The organism is Staphylococcus coagulans, assembly GCF_002901995.1.
Lineage (GTDB): Bacteria > Bacillota > Bacilli > Staphylococcales > Staphylococcaceae > Staphylococcus > Staphylococcus coagulans.
On the sequence record NZ_PPQN01000023.1, the window covers coordinates 1 to 15,324 of the forward strand.

Here is a 15,324-nt window from a genome sequence, read left to right on the forward strand (position 1 = left end):
CGGTTGGTTGATTTTCTCAGTGCCCTTATAAGGGCTGGTCAGTAACAGAGGCTTTCAGCCGAAGAACAAACCACCCGTTCACACGGGTGGTTTTGATTATCATTTAGGCTGTTTTTTTATTAGGTGTGAGATTGTGATGAAGCAGTTGTGACATATTTGTGATTAATTTCACAAAAGTATTGTAAAACACAAAATATTGACTTATGATAAATTCGAATAAAACGAAACGCGTTTCATTTTGAGAGGATGAAGGAAAATGAATAAAGTCAGTATTATTGGTGCAGGTGCAGTTGGTGCGACAACGGCCTATTTATTGTCTAATACAGAATGGATTGACGAAGTGGTTTTAGTCGACTTAGACAAGGCGCGTGCAACGGGGCAAGCCCTCGATATGATGCATGGTGTCGGGGTGTCGACTTCAAGAAAAGTGACGGCAGGGGATTATGCAGATACAGAGGATTCAGATATTGTGGTTATTACGATTGGGGTACCTGAAAAAGTCGGTGAATCCCGACTCGTTCCTATGCAAAAAAATGCAGATATTTTGAAAGACATCGTACCGCAGATTGTGAACTATAGCCCTAAAACCAAAATTATTACTGTGAGCAACCCGGTCGATATATTAGCGTATATGACCTATCAAGTTGCCCCTATCCCAACTGCCAATGTGATAGGTCTAGGGACTTTGCTAGATACTTCAAGATTAAAATATATTTTGAGTGACTATTTCAATATCAGTCCACAAAGTATTACAGCTTCTGTTGTAGGGGAGCATGGTGATGCACAAGTTGTATTGTGGAGTCAAACACGAATTGGTGGCTTGTCCGTTCAAGATTTTGCTCAAACACAAGGTATGACCTTGCCACATGATTTTACTGAAGTCATTGCGCAACGTGTTAAAGAGACAGCTTTTGATGTTTGGCAAATGAAAGGGCCTAATTGTTTTTGTGTTGCAGATGCGATTAAATGCCTAATCGATGCATTATGTCACTCAGAAAGACGTATTTTACCTGTATCTCACTTATATCAAACGCAAACAGGGAAAGAGGTTTATATCAGCCTACCTAGCATTGTCAGTCGCCAAGGTGTGGAACAACGGTTACCACAGTTGTTAAATGAAAAAGAGCATGCACAGTTATATGCTTCATGCGACGTGATGAGAAGCTACATTGATCAGTTAAAATGACTCGGGTTACGATACTAATAATAAGGAAGTTTTGAAGATGAATAAAAAAGCTAATGCAACTTTAAAAGGGACACGTGATATTAAAAATTTAATTAAATTTATTGTTGCTACGTTAATCGGGATTATAATTGTTTTGATTCCATTCTCATTTGCCAATGGTGTAGATACGATTTTGTTCCATTATATCAAGGTCTTTGTAGGTGCATTTCAATTTCCAATCACGCTACTCATCGCACTTATCTTTTGTATCAGTACGATAATGGCTATCATTGATCAAATTTGGAAGCCTGATTTTATTCGACAAAACCGCACATTAAAACCTTTGTTTTCAACGACACCTTTTTATACAGTCAACCGTATATTAGGAACATTGATTACACTCATGTGTTTGTTCCATATTGGACCGACATTTCTTATCTCTGAAGACACAGGTACAACGATGGTGAATTTAGCTGTTCAACTATCAGTGATTGTGCCCATTATGCTGTTATTTCAAACGTTTATTCTAGAATTTGGCGCTATGGAGTTTATTGGAGAGCTGATTGGTTTCCTTATCAAGCCTATCTTTAAAATCTCTGAAATCTGTGCAGTCAGTGCAATCAGTGCTTGGGTTGGACCGGGTAATGCGGCCATCTTAGCTTCGAAAGAGCTTTTTGAAAAAGGTTACTATACGGTTAAAGAAACCGCAATTTTAGGTAGTCAGTTTTCTACGTCGAGTATTGGTTGGGTTGTCCTCGTCTGCAGTGTGTTAGACGTCGTTGATTACTTTGGATATATCTTTCTTGGAATTACAATTATTGGAATGATTGTTGCATTCATATGTGTTCGTATTCCACCGATTTCGCAGTACCCGGACACGTATGTAGATGGTACGATAAAAACAGAGGAATCAACAGCTACACATCATCAAAAGTTTAAAACAGCTACTGTAATGGCTACAAAACGTGCTTCTGAAGTGACTGCGAGTAACTTTATAAATAAAAAAGACAATATGATGTTTTACGTTGTTTGGTTAATGCCGATTATCGTATGTTGGGGCACATTGGCATTAGCGATCTCGGTTTATACACCAGTTTTAGCATGGATTTCTTATCCAATTCAGTGGATTTTACAGATTGCAGGTATTCCTGAAGCCGCAACAACAGCGAGTGCCATCATGTCAGGCTTTGCAGATAATTATTTGCCAGTTATTTTAGGTTCACATATTACAGAAACTTCAAGTAAAGTTGTTATCGCAATGATGAGTATTTTACAATTAATCTTTTTATCTGAAATTGCGACGTTACTGACTTCAGCGAATGCGATCAAAAAATTTTCACATATTGTCATTATTTTCTTGGAAAGAACGTTCATTGCCCTCCCTTTTGTGATATTATTTGTTAAACTTTTATTTTAGTCATTGCGTGAAAAAAGAAGGAAGTGACTTAAGTTGGCAGATTATACCCCGATTAAAACGGTCGTCCAAGCGTTCGAAATTTTAGATTTACTGTCAGACAATCAAAAGATGGGTATCAGTGAAATGGCAAGGGTACTCAGTTTACCTAAAAGCACCATCTACAGAAATCTACGAACGCTTTCTGATTTGGCCATCGTAGAACAAGATATGAATGAAAATTACCATCTCGGTTACAAAATTTTAACTTATCAAAATCAAATTAAAAGTACAGATGCGCTCGTGAATCAACTGAAAACTTTTATGCAAAATTTAGTTCGAACAACTGGCGAATCTGTAAATCTTGGGATATTGCTTGAGGATGAGGTGCTGATTTTACACACCGAATATGGTGATCAGTACACATTACAAACCCATCTGTCACCGACAACGCCGCTTCATTGTTCTGGAATTGGTAAATTATTTCTGCATGCATGGTCTGATGAAAAACTTACAGCTTATTTTTCTAGGGCTGAACGTCGAACAATTCACACGATAACAGAACTGGAACCATTTAAAGCACATATGGCAGCACGTGCGGATGCCCATTTAGCGATAGATAATGAAGAATACGAATATGGTTTAATGTGTATCGCAACGCCGATTTTAGACGCACATCATCAAATCCGTGCAGCGCTGAGTATCTCAGGTCCGGTCAGTCGTTTAGAGCATAAAGGTTTATCCACGATTAAAACAGCGTTGTTAAATGAAGCCCAAGAAGCGACCGATTATCTTCAAAATATTGGTTATTGGAAGTGAAAGCTAGACGATACAATCTTTTGAAAAGTGAAACAAAAAGAAACACACCCATCTAAGCGGGGGTAAGTTTTTTCTGCTTAGTATGGGTGTGATTTTATTTTTTTATATTATAGACGGTGCTATGTTTAATTTAATGAGTTAAGAGGTTCATTTAAGAATGTTGTGTCTTTTTCTGATAGTAATAAATCGGAATGCCTATCATTGTGACCCCGATACCTACGATTGCAAGAAGGGGCTGTGTGAATAGGGTATTAAGCAAGACAAAAGTACCTGCTAAAAGTGCAATCGCTGGTATAACGGGGTACAATGGCACTTTATATGGACGATGTAATTGAGGCTCTCGTTTTCTAAGTATAAATACTGCTAAGAAAGCCATACAATAAAATGTCCATATGACAAATATGAGCATATTTGTAATTGTGTCAAAAGCACCCAAGAGCATCATAATCGATGCAATGATGATTTGGATGATACCACCTAGCCATGGTGTGCGTGATGGTAATAAGTCTAAAAATAAACGCTTAAACGGAAGTTGATCGTGTTCTGCCATGGCATATGGAATACGCATCCCTGTCATCGTATAGCCATTCATCGTGCCATATACAGAAATCAAAATACCGATTGTGACTAATTTTCCGCCACCTGCACCAAATAATATAGAAGACGCTTCGCTTGCGGCATTCAAATTGCCTTCAATTTGGTGAAGTGGGAGAGTCATTAAAAATGTTGCGTTAATGAGTAAATAAACAATCATAACAAGACCGATACCGAGTGCAATCGCACCTGGTAAATCTTTTTTAGGGTTTTTCATTTCCCCGGCAATATTACCGACGTGGATCCAACCATCATATGCAAACATGGTTGCAAGTAGGCCTGCACCAATCGCTTCAAACCAGTTAGAGTCAGTACCATTTACAACGGGAAAGAGCGAAAATGATACATCACTACTATGAAAGAAACCAATGATGACAATCAGCGCAATTGGGATTAACTTGATGACGAGTGTGATAGATTGTAAAGTCCCGCCTGCCTTAGAGCCAAGAAAATTAATGAGTAGTATGGATACTGCACTGATGATAGCAATCGGTAATAACAAAGATGTCGTTAAATGCAATAAATTAATAATTTGAGTTGCAAATATAATCGCAAGTGCGGCGATATTTGCTGGAAAGTAAATAAATGCTTGCGCCCATCCAGACAAAAATCCCCAAAAGTCTCCATATGTGTATTCAATATATTTCGTGAGGCCACCTGTTTCAGGAATCGCTGCTGCGAGTTCAGCGCCGGTCAAACCTGCGCATATCGTCATAATACCACCTAGCAACCATACAAACAGGGCCATACTCGTAGAGCCAGTGACTTCACTTACACTTGATACTTTAAAAAATACACCCGCGCCAATGACTGAGCCCATCACAAGTGAAAGAGATGCGAAAAAGCCGATGTTTTTCTTTAAAGCTGTATCTGTACTCATGCTGTTGCCTCCAATTCTCTTGTTAGGATGGACTAACCTACGACGCCTTTACTTGTGTCTGCAGGTTTTAATAAGTCATCGATAATATGTGAAACGCGAGTGAGGTCAACGTTACCTCCAGAGACTAAAGCGACAATATTTTTACCTTTAATCCAACGTGGATCGATTTTACCACTTAATAAGGCGGCTGTTGGTAATGCACCTGCACCTTCAGTAATGATTTTTGTCCGTTGCATTAAATGACGCATTGCGTTTGCAATTTCATCTTCTGAAACTAAAACGAATTCATCTACTAATTTTTCAACTACAGCATAAGTTTTGTCACCAGGGATTGCAACTTCTGTACCATCTGCAATCGTGTGTGCTGTGAATTGTGAAGTAATCTCTCCTGCCTTAATCGATGTTGCCATACCGTGCACATTTTCAGATTGTACACCAATGATATGAATGGATGGATTGAATGATTTTAAAGCGGTTGCTAGTCCAGAAATCAAACCACCGCCACCAACCGGTACAATGACAGTATCGACATCCCAAATTTGATCTAATATTTCTAGACCGATTGTTCCTTGACCAGCCATAACTTCACAATCATCATAAGGATGCACAATCGTTTTACCTGTTTCTTGTGCCAACTGCTCCATATAAAGCCGGGAATCATTAAAAGTTTCGCCTTTGAGAATGACTTCAGCGCCGTACCCTCGGGTGGCCTCTTGTTTTGAAATAGGTGCTTCTTCGGGCATCACAACAGTTGCATCAATACCGAGGAGTTGCCCAGTGAGCGCAAGACCTTGTGCATGGTTGCCGGCAGAAGCCGTAATAATACCTTTTGCTTTTTGTTCATCTGATAAATGCAAGATTTTATTAAGGGCACCTCTAAATTTGAATGAACCGGTGTATTGCATATTCTCAAGTTTTAAAAAAACGTTACCACCTGTAATATTGTTACTTAGAAACATTGATTTAATGAGGGGTGTTTCGCGAACGTAATCTTGAATTTTCATTTTTGCTTCTTTAACGTCTTGAATATTACAGTATTTTTCAGTTTGTATCATGACAGCATTTGTTGCCATAATCATCAACCTCTTTTCAAATTTATAATGGACGCGCTAGATTAGATCTTCTAATTTTTCATACGGCATATCATGTGATTCGGCCAAGCCTTGATTTGTAATGTGGCCTTGATAAATATTGACGCCGGATGCTAAAACAGGATTTTCTTTAATCGCTTGTTCAATGCCTTTGTTGCTAATTTCAGATAAGAAATCAATGTTACCAGCTGCTAACACCATTGTTGAGGTACGAGGGACAGCGCCAGGTTGGTTAGGTACAGCATAGTGAATAACACCATCTTCAACATATATTGGATCACCAATTGTTGTTGGACGAATGCCTTCAACGGTACCACCTTGATCAATGGCAATATCAACAAGAACGGAGCCTTTTTTCATACGACGTACCATCTCTCTAGTGACAAGTTTAGGTGGTTTTGAGCCTGGGATTAAAATTGTTGAAATAAAGACATCAGCTGTTTGGATTTCACGGGCTAAGTTGGCTTCATTAGATTTCACGACAGTGACGTTATCGTTTTTGAAGTGTGATTCAAGCCAAGCAATACGTTCATCTTTTAATTCAATTATGACGACTTCAGCTTGCAGACCTAAAGCAATTGTCGCTGCATTTAATCCCGCAGAGCCTCCGCCAAAGATAACCACTTTACCAGCAGGAATGCCTGAAATGGCATCAATTCCAGAAATTAAAATACCTTCACCTTGGTGTTGTGCTTCTAAATAATAAGCACCCATTAACATTGAACGACGACCTGCAATGGCACTCATAGGCTCTAATAAAATGGCTTTTCCATCTTGTTCAATGGTTTCTCCACCAATCGCAGTAACTCCTGCTTGTTGCATCTTTTCAACTGTTTTTTTAGATGATGCAAGGTGTTGAAAGCCCCAAATCACTTGTCCTTTTTTGAAATATTGGAATTCTTTTTCATGAGGCTCTTTAACTTTAATAATTAAATCAGCTTCCCAACATTTTTCATGTGAAGCAATTATTGCACCTGCAGCTTCATAAGCTTCGTTTGTAAAACCAGAACCTGCGCCTGCATCATGCTCAACATAGACTTCATGTCCCTGATCTTTAAGAATTTGAGCATTTTCAGGTGTACAGCCGACACGACCTTCGCCAGCTTTTAATTCTTTGACAATACCAATTTTCATGCAAACCACTCCTAGTGAGGAAATTGAAATTGAATTTTGATTGAAATAATAAATAAATACCATTTTTAATATTAAAAATAACGTTATAAAGTGTCTATAGCTATAGAGCATGTGAATTAATTCACGTAAATAGTAAATGCAAAGTTGTACAATGTCAAATAATAATACGATAAATTTAAAATGAAAATATAATCGGAATCATCTGAATGTTCAAATATTTTATTTAACCCTTGATAAGATTGCTTACAAAATGTTTCACGACAAAATATTTAAAAGAATAATATTTCTATATAACTGTCTTTTTAAAAGATATTGTAGGATATTAAAAAGTTTTATGACTATTATATTTGTCATTTTGACAATGATAATGTATATTAAAAAGAAGCATGTGACGATGAGCAATAGATTAAAAGCATTAAGAGCGAGAAAGGGCTATAACCAAACACAATTAGTGAAACGGGCAGGTATCCCAAGACAAACAGTTTTTTTAATAGAGCGGAACGAATTTACACCCTCGATTTTGACAGCAGTTAAAATCTCCCGTGTAATTAAAGAACGTGTCGAAGATGTATTTATTATCGAGGAGGAAGAATGATGAAAGTGAAACGATATATATTATTAATCCTTTTAGGAGCCGTTATAGGTGGGATAATTGGAGTATCAAGTGACTGGATTGATTTAAAAGGGTGGATGAATGCCGATCAATTCGCAACGACTTCCTTTATCATATGGATGACCCTCATTTTTTCAGCACTTATTTTGCTATTGACACTTATTCAGGCCAAAGTACAACATGAAGCGATACGCTATAAAAACCAATTTTCTAGTCATATGGGCGGGGACCAAACCGACCAGATAGAAAGAAAAGCAAACATTAAGTTTCTCACTGCATCAGTCATTGTTTATGGACAATATGTATTAAGTTTTATCAGTTTATTACTTTTAGTAATTGGAGGTGCTGATAGTGAGGGTTTACTTATAGGCATGATTCCGTTTTTACTTGTATCGGTGTCAGCGGTGATGGTCGGGGTGTTTCAACATCGTTTTGACGCTAGAATGCCGAAGTTAGGGGAAGCAAATTATGTTGAAAAAAGTATGCAGATAATGGATGAAGGTGAGCGTCACATTGCGATTGTATCGATGTTTAAAGTGTATCACTTTAATATCTCTTTACTGCTTCTCGGTATCTTAGTGTTAGTGTGGATTTCAATTGTTGGAAATTATAATCAAGCACCAGGCATCATTGCTTTGATCATCCTTTTCGGATACAATGCTTTTGGTTATTTATGGAAGGTGAGTCGCTTTTATCGTGAATAGCAGGAAGTGTGCCGGGGGACTGACCGAACACTGAAGTCACTCTAAAATAGTATGATAAATAGGGCTAGGACGCGTTGGCATCCTAGCCCTAAAAATCCTGATTATTAATCAATTCAATAAAAGTCAATCTGTGATGTAGTAGCTTAATGACTCGAGAGGATAACCTTTAACGTGCCTTCTTTGGCAGCATTGCTGAATACATCATAAGCCTTCAACATTTCATCGAGTTTAAAGCGATGTGTGATGAGTTTTTCAGGTTGGACTTTACCTGATTCTACAGTTTTTAATAATAAAGGTGTTGAATAGGCACTGACAAGACCTGTAGTAATAGAAATATTTTTAATCCACAGCTCTTCTAGGTGGAGGTCGACTTTTGTACCATGTACGCCAATGTTAGCGATGCGACCGCCTGGACTAATAATCTCTTGGCAAAGCTCAAATGTGGCTGGAATTCCTACTGCTTCCATTGCGACATCGACGCCGCGGCCTTCAGTTACCGCTTTGATTTTTTTCCATCACATTTTCTGTTGTGCTGTTGATCAATTGTGTTGCACCTAAATCTTTGGCAGCTTGCAGACGATTGTCATCTAAATCGATCATAATAATTTCTGCTGGAGAATAAAATTGAGCCGTAAGCACGGCTGATAAACCAATCGGACCTGCGCCGACAATAGCAACCGTGTCGCCTGGGTTAACTTTAGCGCTTAAAGTGCCAATTTCAAAACTTGTTGGCAAAATATCGCTTAACATGACTAAAGCTTCCTCACTTACACCATCTGGTACGCGATGCAAACTATTGTCAGCATGTGGAATACGAACATATTCCGCTTGTGTGCCGTCAATCAGGTGGCCTAAAATCCAACCGCCATCTTCACAGTGTGCATAAAGTTGCTTTTTGCAATAGTAACAAGAACCGCATGCTGTTACTGCCGAAATAATGACTTTATCCCCTTTTTTGAATTGTGTCACAGAGTCTCCCACTTCTTCCACAACACCGACACCTTCATGACCTAAAATACGACCATCAGTCACCGCTGGGACGTCGCCTTTTAAAATGTGTAAATCTGTTCCACAAATCGTTGTTTTTAAAATCTTAACAATCACATCCGTTGGCTTCTGCAATGTAGGCTTTTCGACTTCAATCCATTCCTTTTGGCCGGGTCCACGATATACAAGTGCTTTCATTATGGAATCACCTCTTCATAGATTTGCCTTCATTCTGTCATATTTTCAGAAAATTTTCAACTTTTAATTGTATCGGGTTAAATATAAATTAATGCATATTTTAATTATAAAATCAATTAATCTCTATTCAATCAAGCTCTATTTATGGGGGTTTCCCGCTCTACAATATGGATGCTCGATTTCGATGATGATTTGTCGAATTGAAAACAGATTACCCCACATAAGATTAAAAATTTGTCTAATTTTTAAATTTTTTTCGACTCGCTAAATATTAGTGTAGAAAAGTAATCCGTTGATCATGGATGAGTGAAAAGAGCCGCCAGTTATCACAGTGAGATGAGATAAAACGTCAGATAAAAACGGGCGGTCCAATGCGATATCCTAAATATAGTGCAGAGAAATAAGGTTGGACACAGTTAAAAATATTAGGAATGAATGTAATATTCCAAAAAGAAGCGTCAATACGGATTGCTAACAAGTGGTTTTTAAAAGATGTATTTGTGAAAAAATGAATTAAAAGTTTATTTAAAATAGTAAAAAAGTAAAATGAGTGAACAATGCTTTTATTTAAGCTTAAAAATTTGTTTGCAATATAGTATAAAAACGCTTACAATTCTATCGATATAGTCATCTAGTCATTAGATGTCTATTTAAGGAGAAAGAGATATGAGGGGGATCCAAAAATGAATACCTTATTAATGATTGTGGCGTTAAGTGCTGTCATTGCGCCATTTATATGTTTGGTATTATTACGTATGTCTGCACTTGTGGGGATGACGATTAGTGCCATAGTTGTCACTGTATTAGGGTTCTTTGTGTGGGGAATCGATGCAGGTGTCATTGGTGCTTCGCTATTACAAGGGACACATAAAACATTAACGATTATATTAATTTTATTCGGTGCATTAACTTTATTAAATACATTAAGAGAAACAAACGCTGTCGCACGTATTAATGCGAGTTTTCAAAGTATCTCAAGTGATATGCGCATTCAAGTGATTATCGTTGCTTTTTTATTTGGTTCACTCATTGAAGGAGCATCAGGATTTGGGACACCTGCAATGGTGACGGCGCCGTTAATGGTGGCTTTAGGCTTTAGACCTATTGTCAGTGTCACAACGGCATTGATTGCGGATAGTATTTCCGTTTCATTTGGTGCTGTAGGGACGCCAATATTAGTCGGTTTAAGTACACTTAAAAATGCGGATGATACATTGTTTTCACAAACTGCGATTCACATTACACTTATCGATTTATTAAGTGGTGTCTTTATTCCATTGATGATTGTAGCGACAATGGTTATCTTTTTTGGTCAATCTCATAAGTTAAAGGCGATTTTAGAAATGGTACCTTGGACGTTAATTGTAGGGGTGGCTTATGCTGTTTCTGCATGGGGATATGCAACTTTAATCGGTCCAGAATTTGTATCGATTTTAGGTTCATTAACTGCTTTAGTTGTCGCAGTACTTTTGACTAAAAAAGGTTGGTTCGTACCTAAAAATGAATGGAAAGACGCATTAGTGGAGGATCATATCGAAGCGGATTTATCTAAACCACATGAAATGAATTTGTTTTCAGCATGGTCACCGTACTTAATTGTGGTCGCTTTATTACTCTTAACACGTATCGTAGAACCAATTAAAGCTTTTACAACGAAGACGCTCGATTTATCATGGAACCATATTTTAGGTTATGATACGATCTCGTCTAGTTGGCAATTATTGTATTCACCAGGGACCATTTTATTTATAGCTGCAATCTTTGCGGTGATTATTCAACGTAAATCATTTAAAAGCTTAGGGAAGGCGTGTAAAGATTCTGCCAAAACGATTCGCACAACAGGTGTTACACTTGTCGCAACTTTGGCGATGGTCCACGTCTTTAGTAACTCAGGCTTAAATACGAAAGAATTGATTAGTATGCCGGAATACATAGCAAATGGTATGGCGCATACATTTGGTGATATGTGGCTCTTTGTTGCTCCGTTTTTAGGCGCACTGGGTTCATTCATTACAGGAAGTGCAACAGTTTCGACACTTACCTTTGCGCCAGTTCAAGCAAATATTGCGCATACGATTGGTGCAGATCTCTATACCGTTTTAGCCGCGCAAGTCATTGGTGGTGCAGCAGGGAATATGATCTGTGTTCATAACGTTGTGGCCGTATGTGCGGTTGTCAACATGGCAGGTAAAGAAGGTGGCGTCATTCGTAAAACTTTAGGACCTGCACTCCTTTATTGTGCACTCGTTGGATTGAGTGCTTACATTTTCGTTACATTTTTCTTTTAAATTATGAGTGGAATATATGAAAGTCACAGTAGCTCAAATAGAGTCGTCTACATAGACGTCATGACGTAAAACAATAGAATAGCCTTTTTCAAGTGGCTGTGCAGATGCTGTTCAGTTTGCACATCACTTAGGCGGGACAATGAAATCAAATCGATTTCTGTCTCGTCTTTTTTTATATCTTTCAAAAATGATTAGCGCTTAATTGTAAACTTGAATATATAATAAGTTTACAATTAAAAGTGGAATGATTAAGATATGGTTTGTAAAGATTTTTTTAAAGAGGTGAATGAATTTGAAACTTTTTGTGACTGGAACGGCCACAGATATTGGAAAAACATATGTGACAAAGCATTTATTTCATTTTTTACAACAACAGGGGTGGCGTACGACAATCTTCAAGCCTTTTCAGACAGAGGTGCTAGCTGATGGCACTTACCCCGACTTAGAAAGTTACAAAAGGGACTGTGGTTTGAGTTATGAAAGAACGTCACTTTATACATTTAAAGATCCGGTTTCTCCACATTTAGCTTTTAAACGTGAGCCACAACAGCATTTTGATCTTCACTCCGTTATTGATCGTATCCAAACGTTAGACGCACAGTTTGATATTGTCATTATTGAAGGTGCAGGTGGCATTGCTGTTCCGATATATGAAGGAGAAACAGAATTTTATATGACGACAGACTTGATTCGTGAAACAGCAGATTTAGTTCTGACGATTTTACCTGCGCAATTAGGTGCTATTAGTGATGCTGTCGTTCATCATCATTTTATCCAGTCGATGGCCTTACCACCGACGCTATTCATGCTCAATCGCTATCAATATCGTCCATTAGAACAAGACAATTTTGAAACGATAGAAAAATTAACAGGTCAATCTCTTGAAGTGTTCCCAGAAAATGGGACGGCATTAGACTTCTCAGAATCTTTCTTATCAAAAATTAAAGGAGCGGTTAATGATGAAACATAAGGCACTAGTTCAAAAAGATTTAGAGTACGTATGGCACCCTTTTACGCAAATGGGGGTGTATGCTGAAAAAGAACCAATAATTATCGAAAGCGGCAAAGGGAGTTATTTATATGATACGAAAGGACGGCGTTATTTAGATGGCTATGCCTCTCTATGGGTTAATGTACATGGCCATCAAGATCAGCAGTTAAATCGCGCAATTCAAAAGCAGTTAAAGTCCATTGCGCATTCAACCCTTTTAGGTTCATCAAATATTCCTTCCATCAAGCTTGCGGAAAAGTTAGTTCAAATCACACCTGAACGGTTGAAAAAAGTGTTCTATTCAGACACAGGGAGTGCAGCTGTTGAAATCGCCATTAAAATTGCATATCAATATTGGAAAAATAAAGACCCTGAAAAGTATGCGAAGAAAAATAAATTTTTGACCTTACATCAAGCTTATCATGGCGATACAATTGGGTCGGTGAGTGTCGGTGGAATCGATACATTTCATCGCATTTTTAATGACTTAATCTTTGAAAATATCCAAGTGCCATGCCCTTCTTATTATCACAGTGATGCTGAATCAGAAGAAGAGATGATAGCGCACATACTCGACCAAATTGAAAAGCTATTACAAACGCGCGGTGATGAAATTGTAGGGTTTGTTATTGAGCCATTAATTCAAGGCGCAACAGGTTTGTTTGTACATCCTAAAGGCTTTTTGAAAGCTGTGGAACAATTATGTAGAAAGTATAACGTGTTACTGATTGTTGACGAAGTGGCAGTTGGTTTTGGTCGTACTGGTAAGATGTTTGCATGTGAGCATGAAGATGTGCAACCTGATTTGATGTGCTTAGGCAAAGCCATCACAGGAGGCTATGTTCCGCTTGCTGCAACGTTAACGTCACAAGAAATATATGATGCCTTTTTAAGTCATACGCATGCCGAAAAGACATTTTTTCACGGTCATACGTATACAGGAAACCAAGTCGTATGTGCCGTAGCATTAGAAAATATTAAATTATTTAAAAAACGTCATCTTATATCGCAAATTCAAAAAACATCACAAACGCTTGCACAACAATTACATACGCTATCCACTCATCCTTATGTAGGGGATATTCGAGGTAGAGGTTTGATGTATGGTGTAGAGCTCGTCGCAAATCAAGAACAAAAGACGCCGTTAGCAATAGAAAGTGTGGAAGCCATTATTGATCAGTGTAAACAAGAGGGGCTTATGATTCGAAATTTAGAAAATGTCATTACATTTGTGCCCGTTTTGAGTATGTCGAACAAGGAAATTAAAAAAATGGTGCGTATTTTTAAAAAAGTGCTTTTAAATCAGTACCGTGTTGAATCGGTGGGAGGCGCCTCTCGATGAACTTAGAACATAAGCTAGCCAAAATTAAGGCTCAAGGTCATTTTAGAGAACTCAAACCCGTTGAACGGTTAGAAGGAAAATGGCTGACAATGGACGGACAAAAGTTACTTAATTTTACTTCGAATGATTATTTAGGCTTAGGTCAAGCGCCGTTTTCTCTAAATGTCACAGATGAAGAACATTTAGCTGTCTTTGAAAATTTGGCGAGTTCAAGGTGGGTAAGTGGCAACGCTGAAATATATGAAGCAATCGAAACGACAATGTGCCAACATTTTGGTTTTGAAGCAGCGCTCATAACGAATAGTGGTTATGATGCCAATTTAGCTGTATTTCAAGCTTTTCAAGATGAATCTGTTGTTGTCTTTTCTGATGCAGAGAATCATGCGAGTTTGATTGATGGTATTCGCTTGAGTCGTATTGACAAAGAAATCTATCGACATCGAGATGTGCAACATTTGGAAAATTTGTTGGCACAATATCCAAAATCAAAGACTAAAATCATTGTGACAGACAGTGTGTTTTCAACGAACGGTGGACTTGCGGATTTACAACAGCTTGTTCAACTAAAAAAGCACTATCCGAATACATGGCTTTTTGTAGATGACGCCCATGCATTTGGATTAAGGTTACATCCATATTATGAAGATATTGATATTTTAACGACCAGCTTATCGAAAGCAGTAGGTGCACATGGAGGCGCGATATTATGTTCCGCATTGTTTAAAACAGTATTGATTAACACCGCACGGGCACTCATCTATTCAAGTGCACTGCCACTCTTTAATTTATATCGCATTCAAAACAATCTAAGCTTGATGTTGAAAGATACAGAGCGAAGTCAAAAGCTACAACAGTTAAGTCAAAGTTTTAATGAATTATATGCTGAATATACGCAAAAGTGCTATCCAGAGATGGCTTTGTCTCCAATTAAACAAATTACATTTACTGATAATACAAAGGCTGTAAAGGCACAAGAACAATTGAGCGCACAGGGTATATTACTGAGCCTTTTTCGATATCCAACGGTCCAACAGCCAATTTTACGCATTTCACTTTCTTGGTTACACCATAAACATGACATTGAGCGACTTTTTGAAGTCATGGAAGAAATTCAGTAAAGGAGGC

General features: G+C 37.9%; 12 protein-coding genes and 1 pseudogene. 9 read left to right on the forward strand and 4 right to left on the reverse strand.

Going from position 1 to position 15,324, the window contains the following annotated elements; all coding sequences use genetic code 11:
• Nucleotides 1-256: 256 nt before the first annotated feature.
• From CD118_RS06125 to CD118_RS06135, 3 genes are read left to right on the forward strand one after another with little or no spacing between them, the layout of a single operon-like run.
• The gene (locus CD118_RS06125; protein ID WP_103356394.1) at nt 257-1,186 is read left to right on the forward strand and encodes a lactate/malate family dehydrogenase; all 930 of its coding nucleotides are present in this window, start codon (nt 257-259) and stop codon (nt 1,184-1,186) included.
• A 37-nt stretch (nt 1,187-1,223) separates the two neighbouring features.
• Complete coding sequence (locus tag CD118_RS06130; RefSeq protein WP_060829274.1) at nt 1,224-2,582, forward strand: YjiH family protein; 1,359 nt, start codon at nt 1,224-1,226, stop codon at nt 2,580-2,582.
• 33 nt (nt 2,583-2,615) lie between these two features.
• Nucleotides 2,616-3,377 (forward strand): IclR family transcriptional regulator, encoded by a 762-nt coding sequence (locus CD118_RS06135; protein ID WP_103356395.1) that lies wholly within the window; start codon nt 2,616-2,618, stop codon nt 3,375-3,377.
• Nucleotides 3,378-3,528: 151 nt separating this feature from the next.
• On the opposite strand, the gene CD118_RS06140 is transcribed toward CD118_RS06135, so the two are convergent.
• From CD118_RS06140 to CD118_RS06150, 3 genes are read right to left on the reverse strand one after another with little or no spacing between them, the layout of a single operon-like run.
• Nucleotides 3,529-4,851 carry an APC family permease gene (locus CD118_RS06140; RefSeq protein WP_060829276.1) on the reverse strand — a complete coding sequence of 441 codons (1,323 nt, stop codon included), beginning with the start codon at nt 4,849-4,851 and terminating at the stop codon, nt 3,529-3,531.
• 32 nt (nt 4,852-4,883) lie between these two features.
• Nucleotides 4,884-5,924 (reverse strand): bifunctional threonine ammonia-lyase/L-serine ammonia-lyase TdcB, encoded by a 1,041-nt coding sequence (tdcB, locus tag CD118_RS06145; protein WP_050329771.1) that lies wholly within the window; start codon nt 5,922-5,924, stop codon nt 4,884-4,886.
• Between the two features lie 36 nt (nt 5,925-5,960).
• Nucleotides 5,961-7,076 carry an alanine dehydrogenase gene (locus CD118_RS06150; RefSeq protein ID WP_103356396.1) on the reverse strand — a complete coding sequence of 372 codons (1,116 nt, stop codon included), beginning with the start codon at nt 7,074-7,076 and terminating at the stop codon, nt 5,961-5,963.
• A 394-nt stretch (nt 7,077-7,470) separates the two neighbouring features.
• On the opposite strand from CD118_RS06150, the gene CD118_RS06155 reads away from it, so the two are divergent.
• Both CD118_RS06155 and CD118_RS06160 read left to right on the forward strand, forming a co-directional pair.
• The gene (locus CD118_RS06155) at nt 7,471-7,671 is read left to right on the forward strand and encodes a helix-turn-helix transcriptional regulator (RefSeq protein WP_060830490.1); all 201 of its coding nucleotides are present in this window, start codon (nt 7,471-7,473) and stop codon (nt 7,669-7,671) included.
• A complete protein-coding gene (locus CD118_RS06160; RefSeq protein WP_169925589.1) occupies nt 7,671-8,393 on the forward strand; it encodes a DUF3169 family protein in 723 nt (240 codons plus the stop codon). The genes CD118_RS06155 and CD118_RS06160 overlap by 1 nt, the downstream gene beginning before the upstream one ends.
• Nucleotides 8,394-8,536: 143 nt before the next feature.
• Here the strand turns inward: CD118_RS06160 and CD118_RS06165 are convergent.
• Nucleotides 8,537-9,578 (reverse strand): annotated as a pseudogene (locus CD118_RS06165) (zinc-dependent alcohol dehydrogenase family protein).
• A gap of 683 nt (nt 9,579-10,261) precedes the next feature.
• Here CD118_RS06165 and CD118_RS06170 point away from each other — a divergent pair.
• The 4 genes from CD118_RS06170 (at nt 10,262) to CD118_RS06185 (ending at nt 15,317) form a co-directional block, all read left to right on the forward strand.
• Complete coding sequence (locus CD118_RS06170) at nt 10,262-11,866, forward strand: L-lactate permease (RefSeq protein WP_060829278.1); 1,605 nt, start codon at nt 10,262-10,264, stop codon at nt 11,864-11,866.
• 292 nt (nt 11,867-12,158) lie between these two features.
• Nucleotides 12,159-12,836, forward strand: a complete 678-nt coding sequence (gene bioD / locus CD118_RS06175) for a dethiobiotin synthase (protein ID WP_103356398.1) — start codon at nt 12,159-12,161, stop codon at nt 12,834-12,836.
• A complete protein-coding gene (gene bioA / locus CD118_RS06180; protein ID WP_103356399.1) occupies nt 12,826-14,199 on the forward strand; it encodes an adenosylmethionine--8-amino-7-oxononanoate transaminase in 1,374 nt (457 codons plus the stop codon). The genes bioD and bioA overlap by 11 nt, the downstream gene beginning before the upstream one ends.
• On the forward strand, nt 14,196-15,317 hold the full coding sequence (locus tag CD118_RS06185; protein ID WP_103356400.1) for an aminotransferase class I/II-fold pyridoxal phosphate-dependent enzyme: 1,122 nt from the start codon (nt 14,196-14,198) through the stop codon (nt 15,315-15,317). Before bioA ends, CD118_RS06185 begins: the two co-directional genes overlap by 4 nt.
• The last annotated feature ends 7 nt before the right edge of the window (nt 15,318-15,324 follow it).

Coding starts and splice junctions, on each gene's coding strand:
- CD118_RS06125 (WP_103356394.1), top strand. CDS start 257: ATGAATAAAGTCAGTATTATTGGTGCAGGTGCAGTTGGTGCGACAACG.
- CD118_RS06130 (WP_060829274.1), top strand. CDS start 1,224: ATGAATAAAAAAGCTAATGCAACTTTAAAAGGGACACGTGATATTAAA.
- CD118_RS06140 (WP_060829276.1), bottom strand. CDS start 4,851: ATGAGTACAGATACAGCTTTAAAGAAAAACATCGGCTTTTTCGCATCT.
- tdcB (WP_050329771.1), bottom strand. CDS start 5,924: ATGGCAACAAATGCTGTCATGATACAAACTGAAAAATACTGTAATATT.
- CD118_RS06150 (WP_103356396.1), bottom strand. CDS start 7,076: ATGAAAATTGGTATTGTCAAAGAATTAAAAGCTGGCGAAGGTCGTGTC.
- CD118_RS06155 (WP_060830490.1), top strand. CDS start 7,471: ATGAGCAATAGATTAAAAGCATTAAGAGCGAGAAAGGGCTATAACCAA.
- CD118_RS06160 (WP_169925589.1), top strand. CDS start 7,671: ATGAAAGTGAAACGATATATATTATTAATCCTTTTAGGAGCCGTTATA.
- CD118_RS06170 (WP_060829278.1), top strand. CDS start 10,262: ATGAATACCTTATTAATGATTGTGGCGTTAAGTGCTGTCATTGCGCCA.
- bioA (WP_103356399.1), top strand. CDS start 12,826: ATGAAACATAAGGCACTAGTTCAAAAAGATTTAGAGTACGTATGGCAC.
- CD118_RS06185 (WP_103356400.1), top strand. CDS start 14,196: ATGAACTTAGAACATAAGCTAGCCAAAATTAAGGCTCAAGGTCATTTT.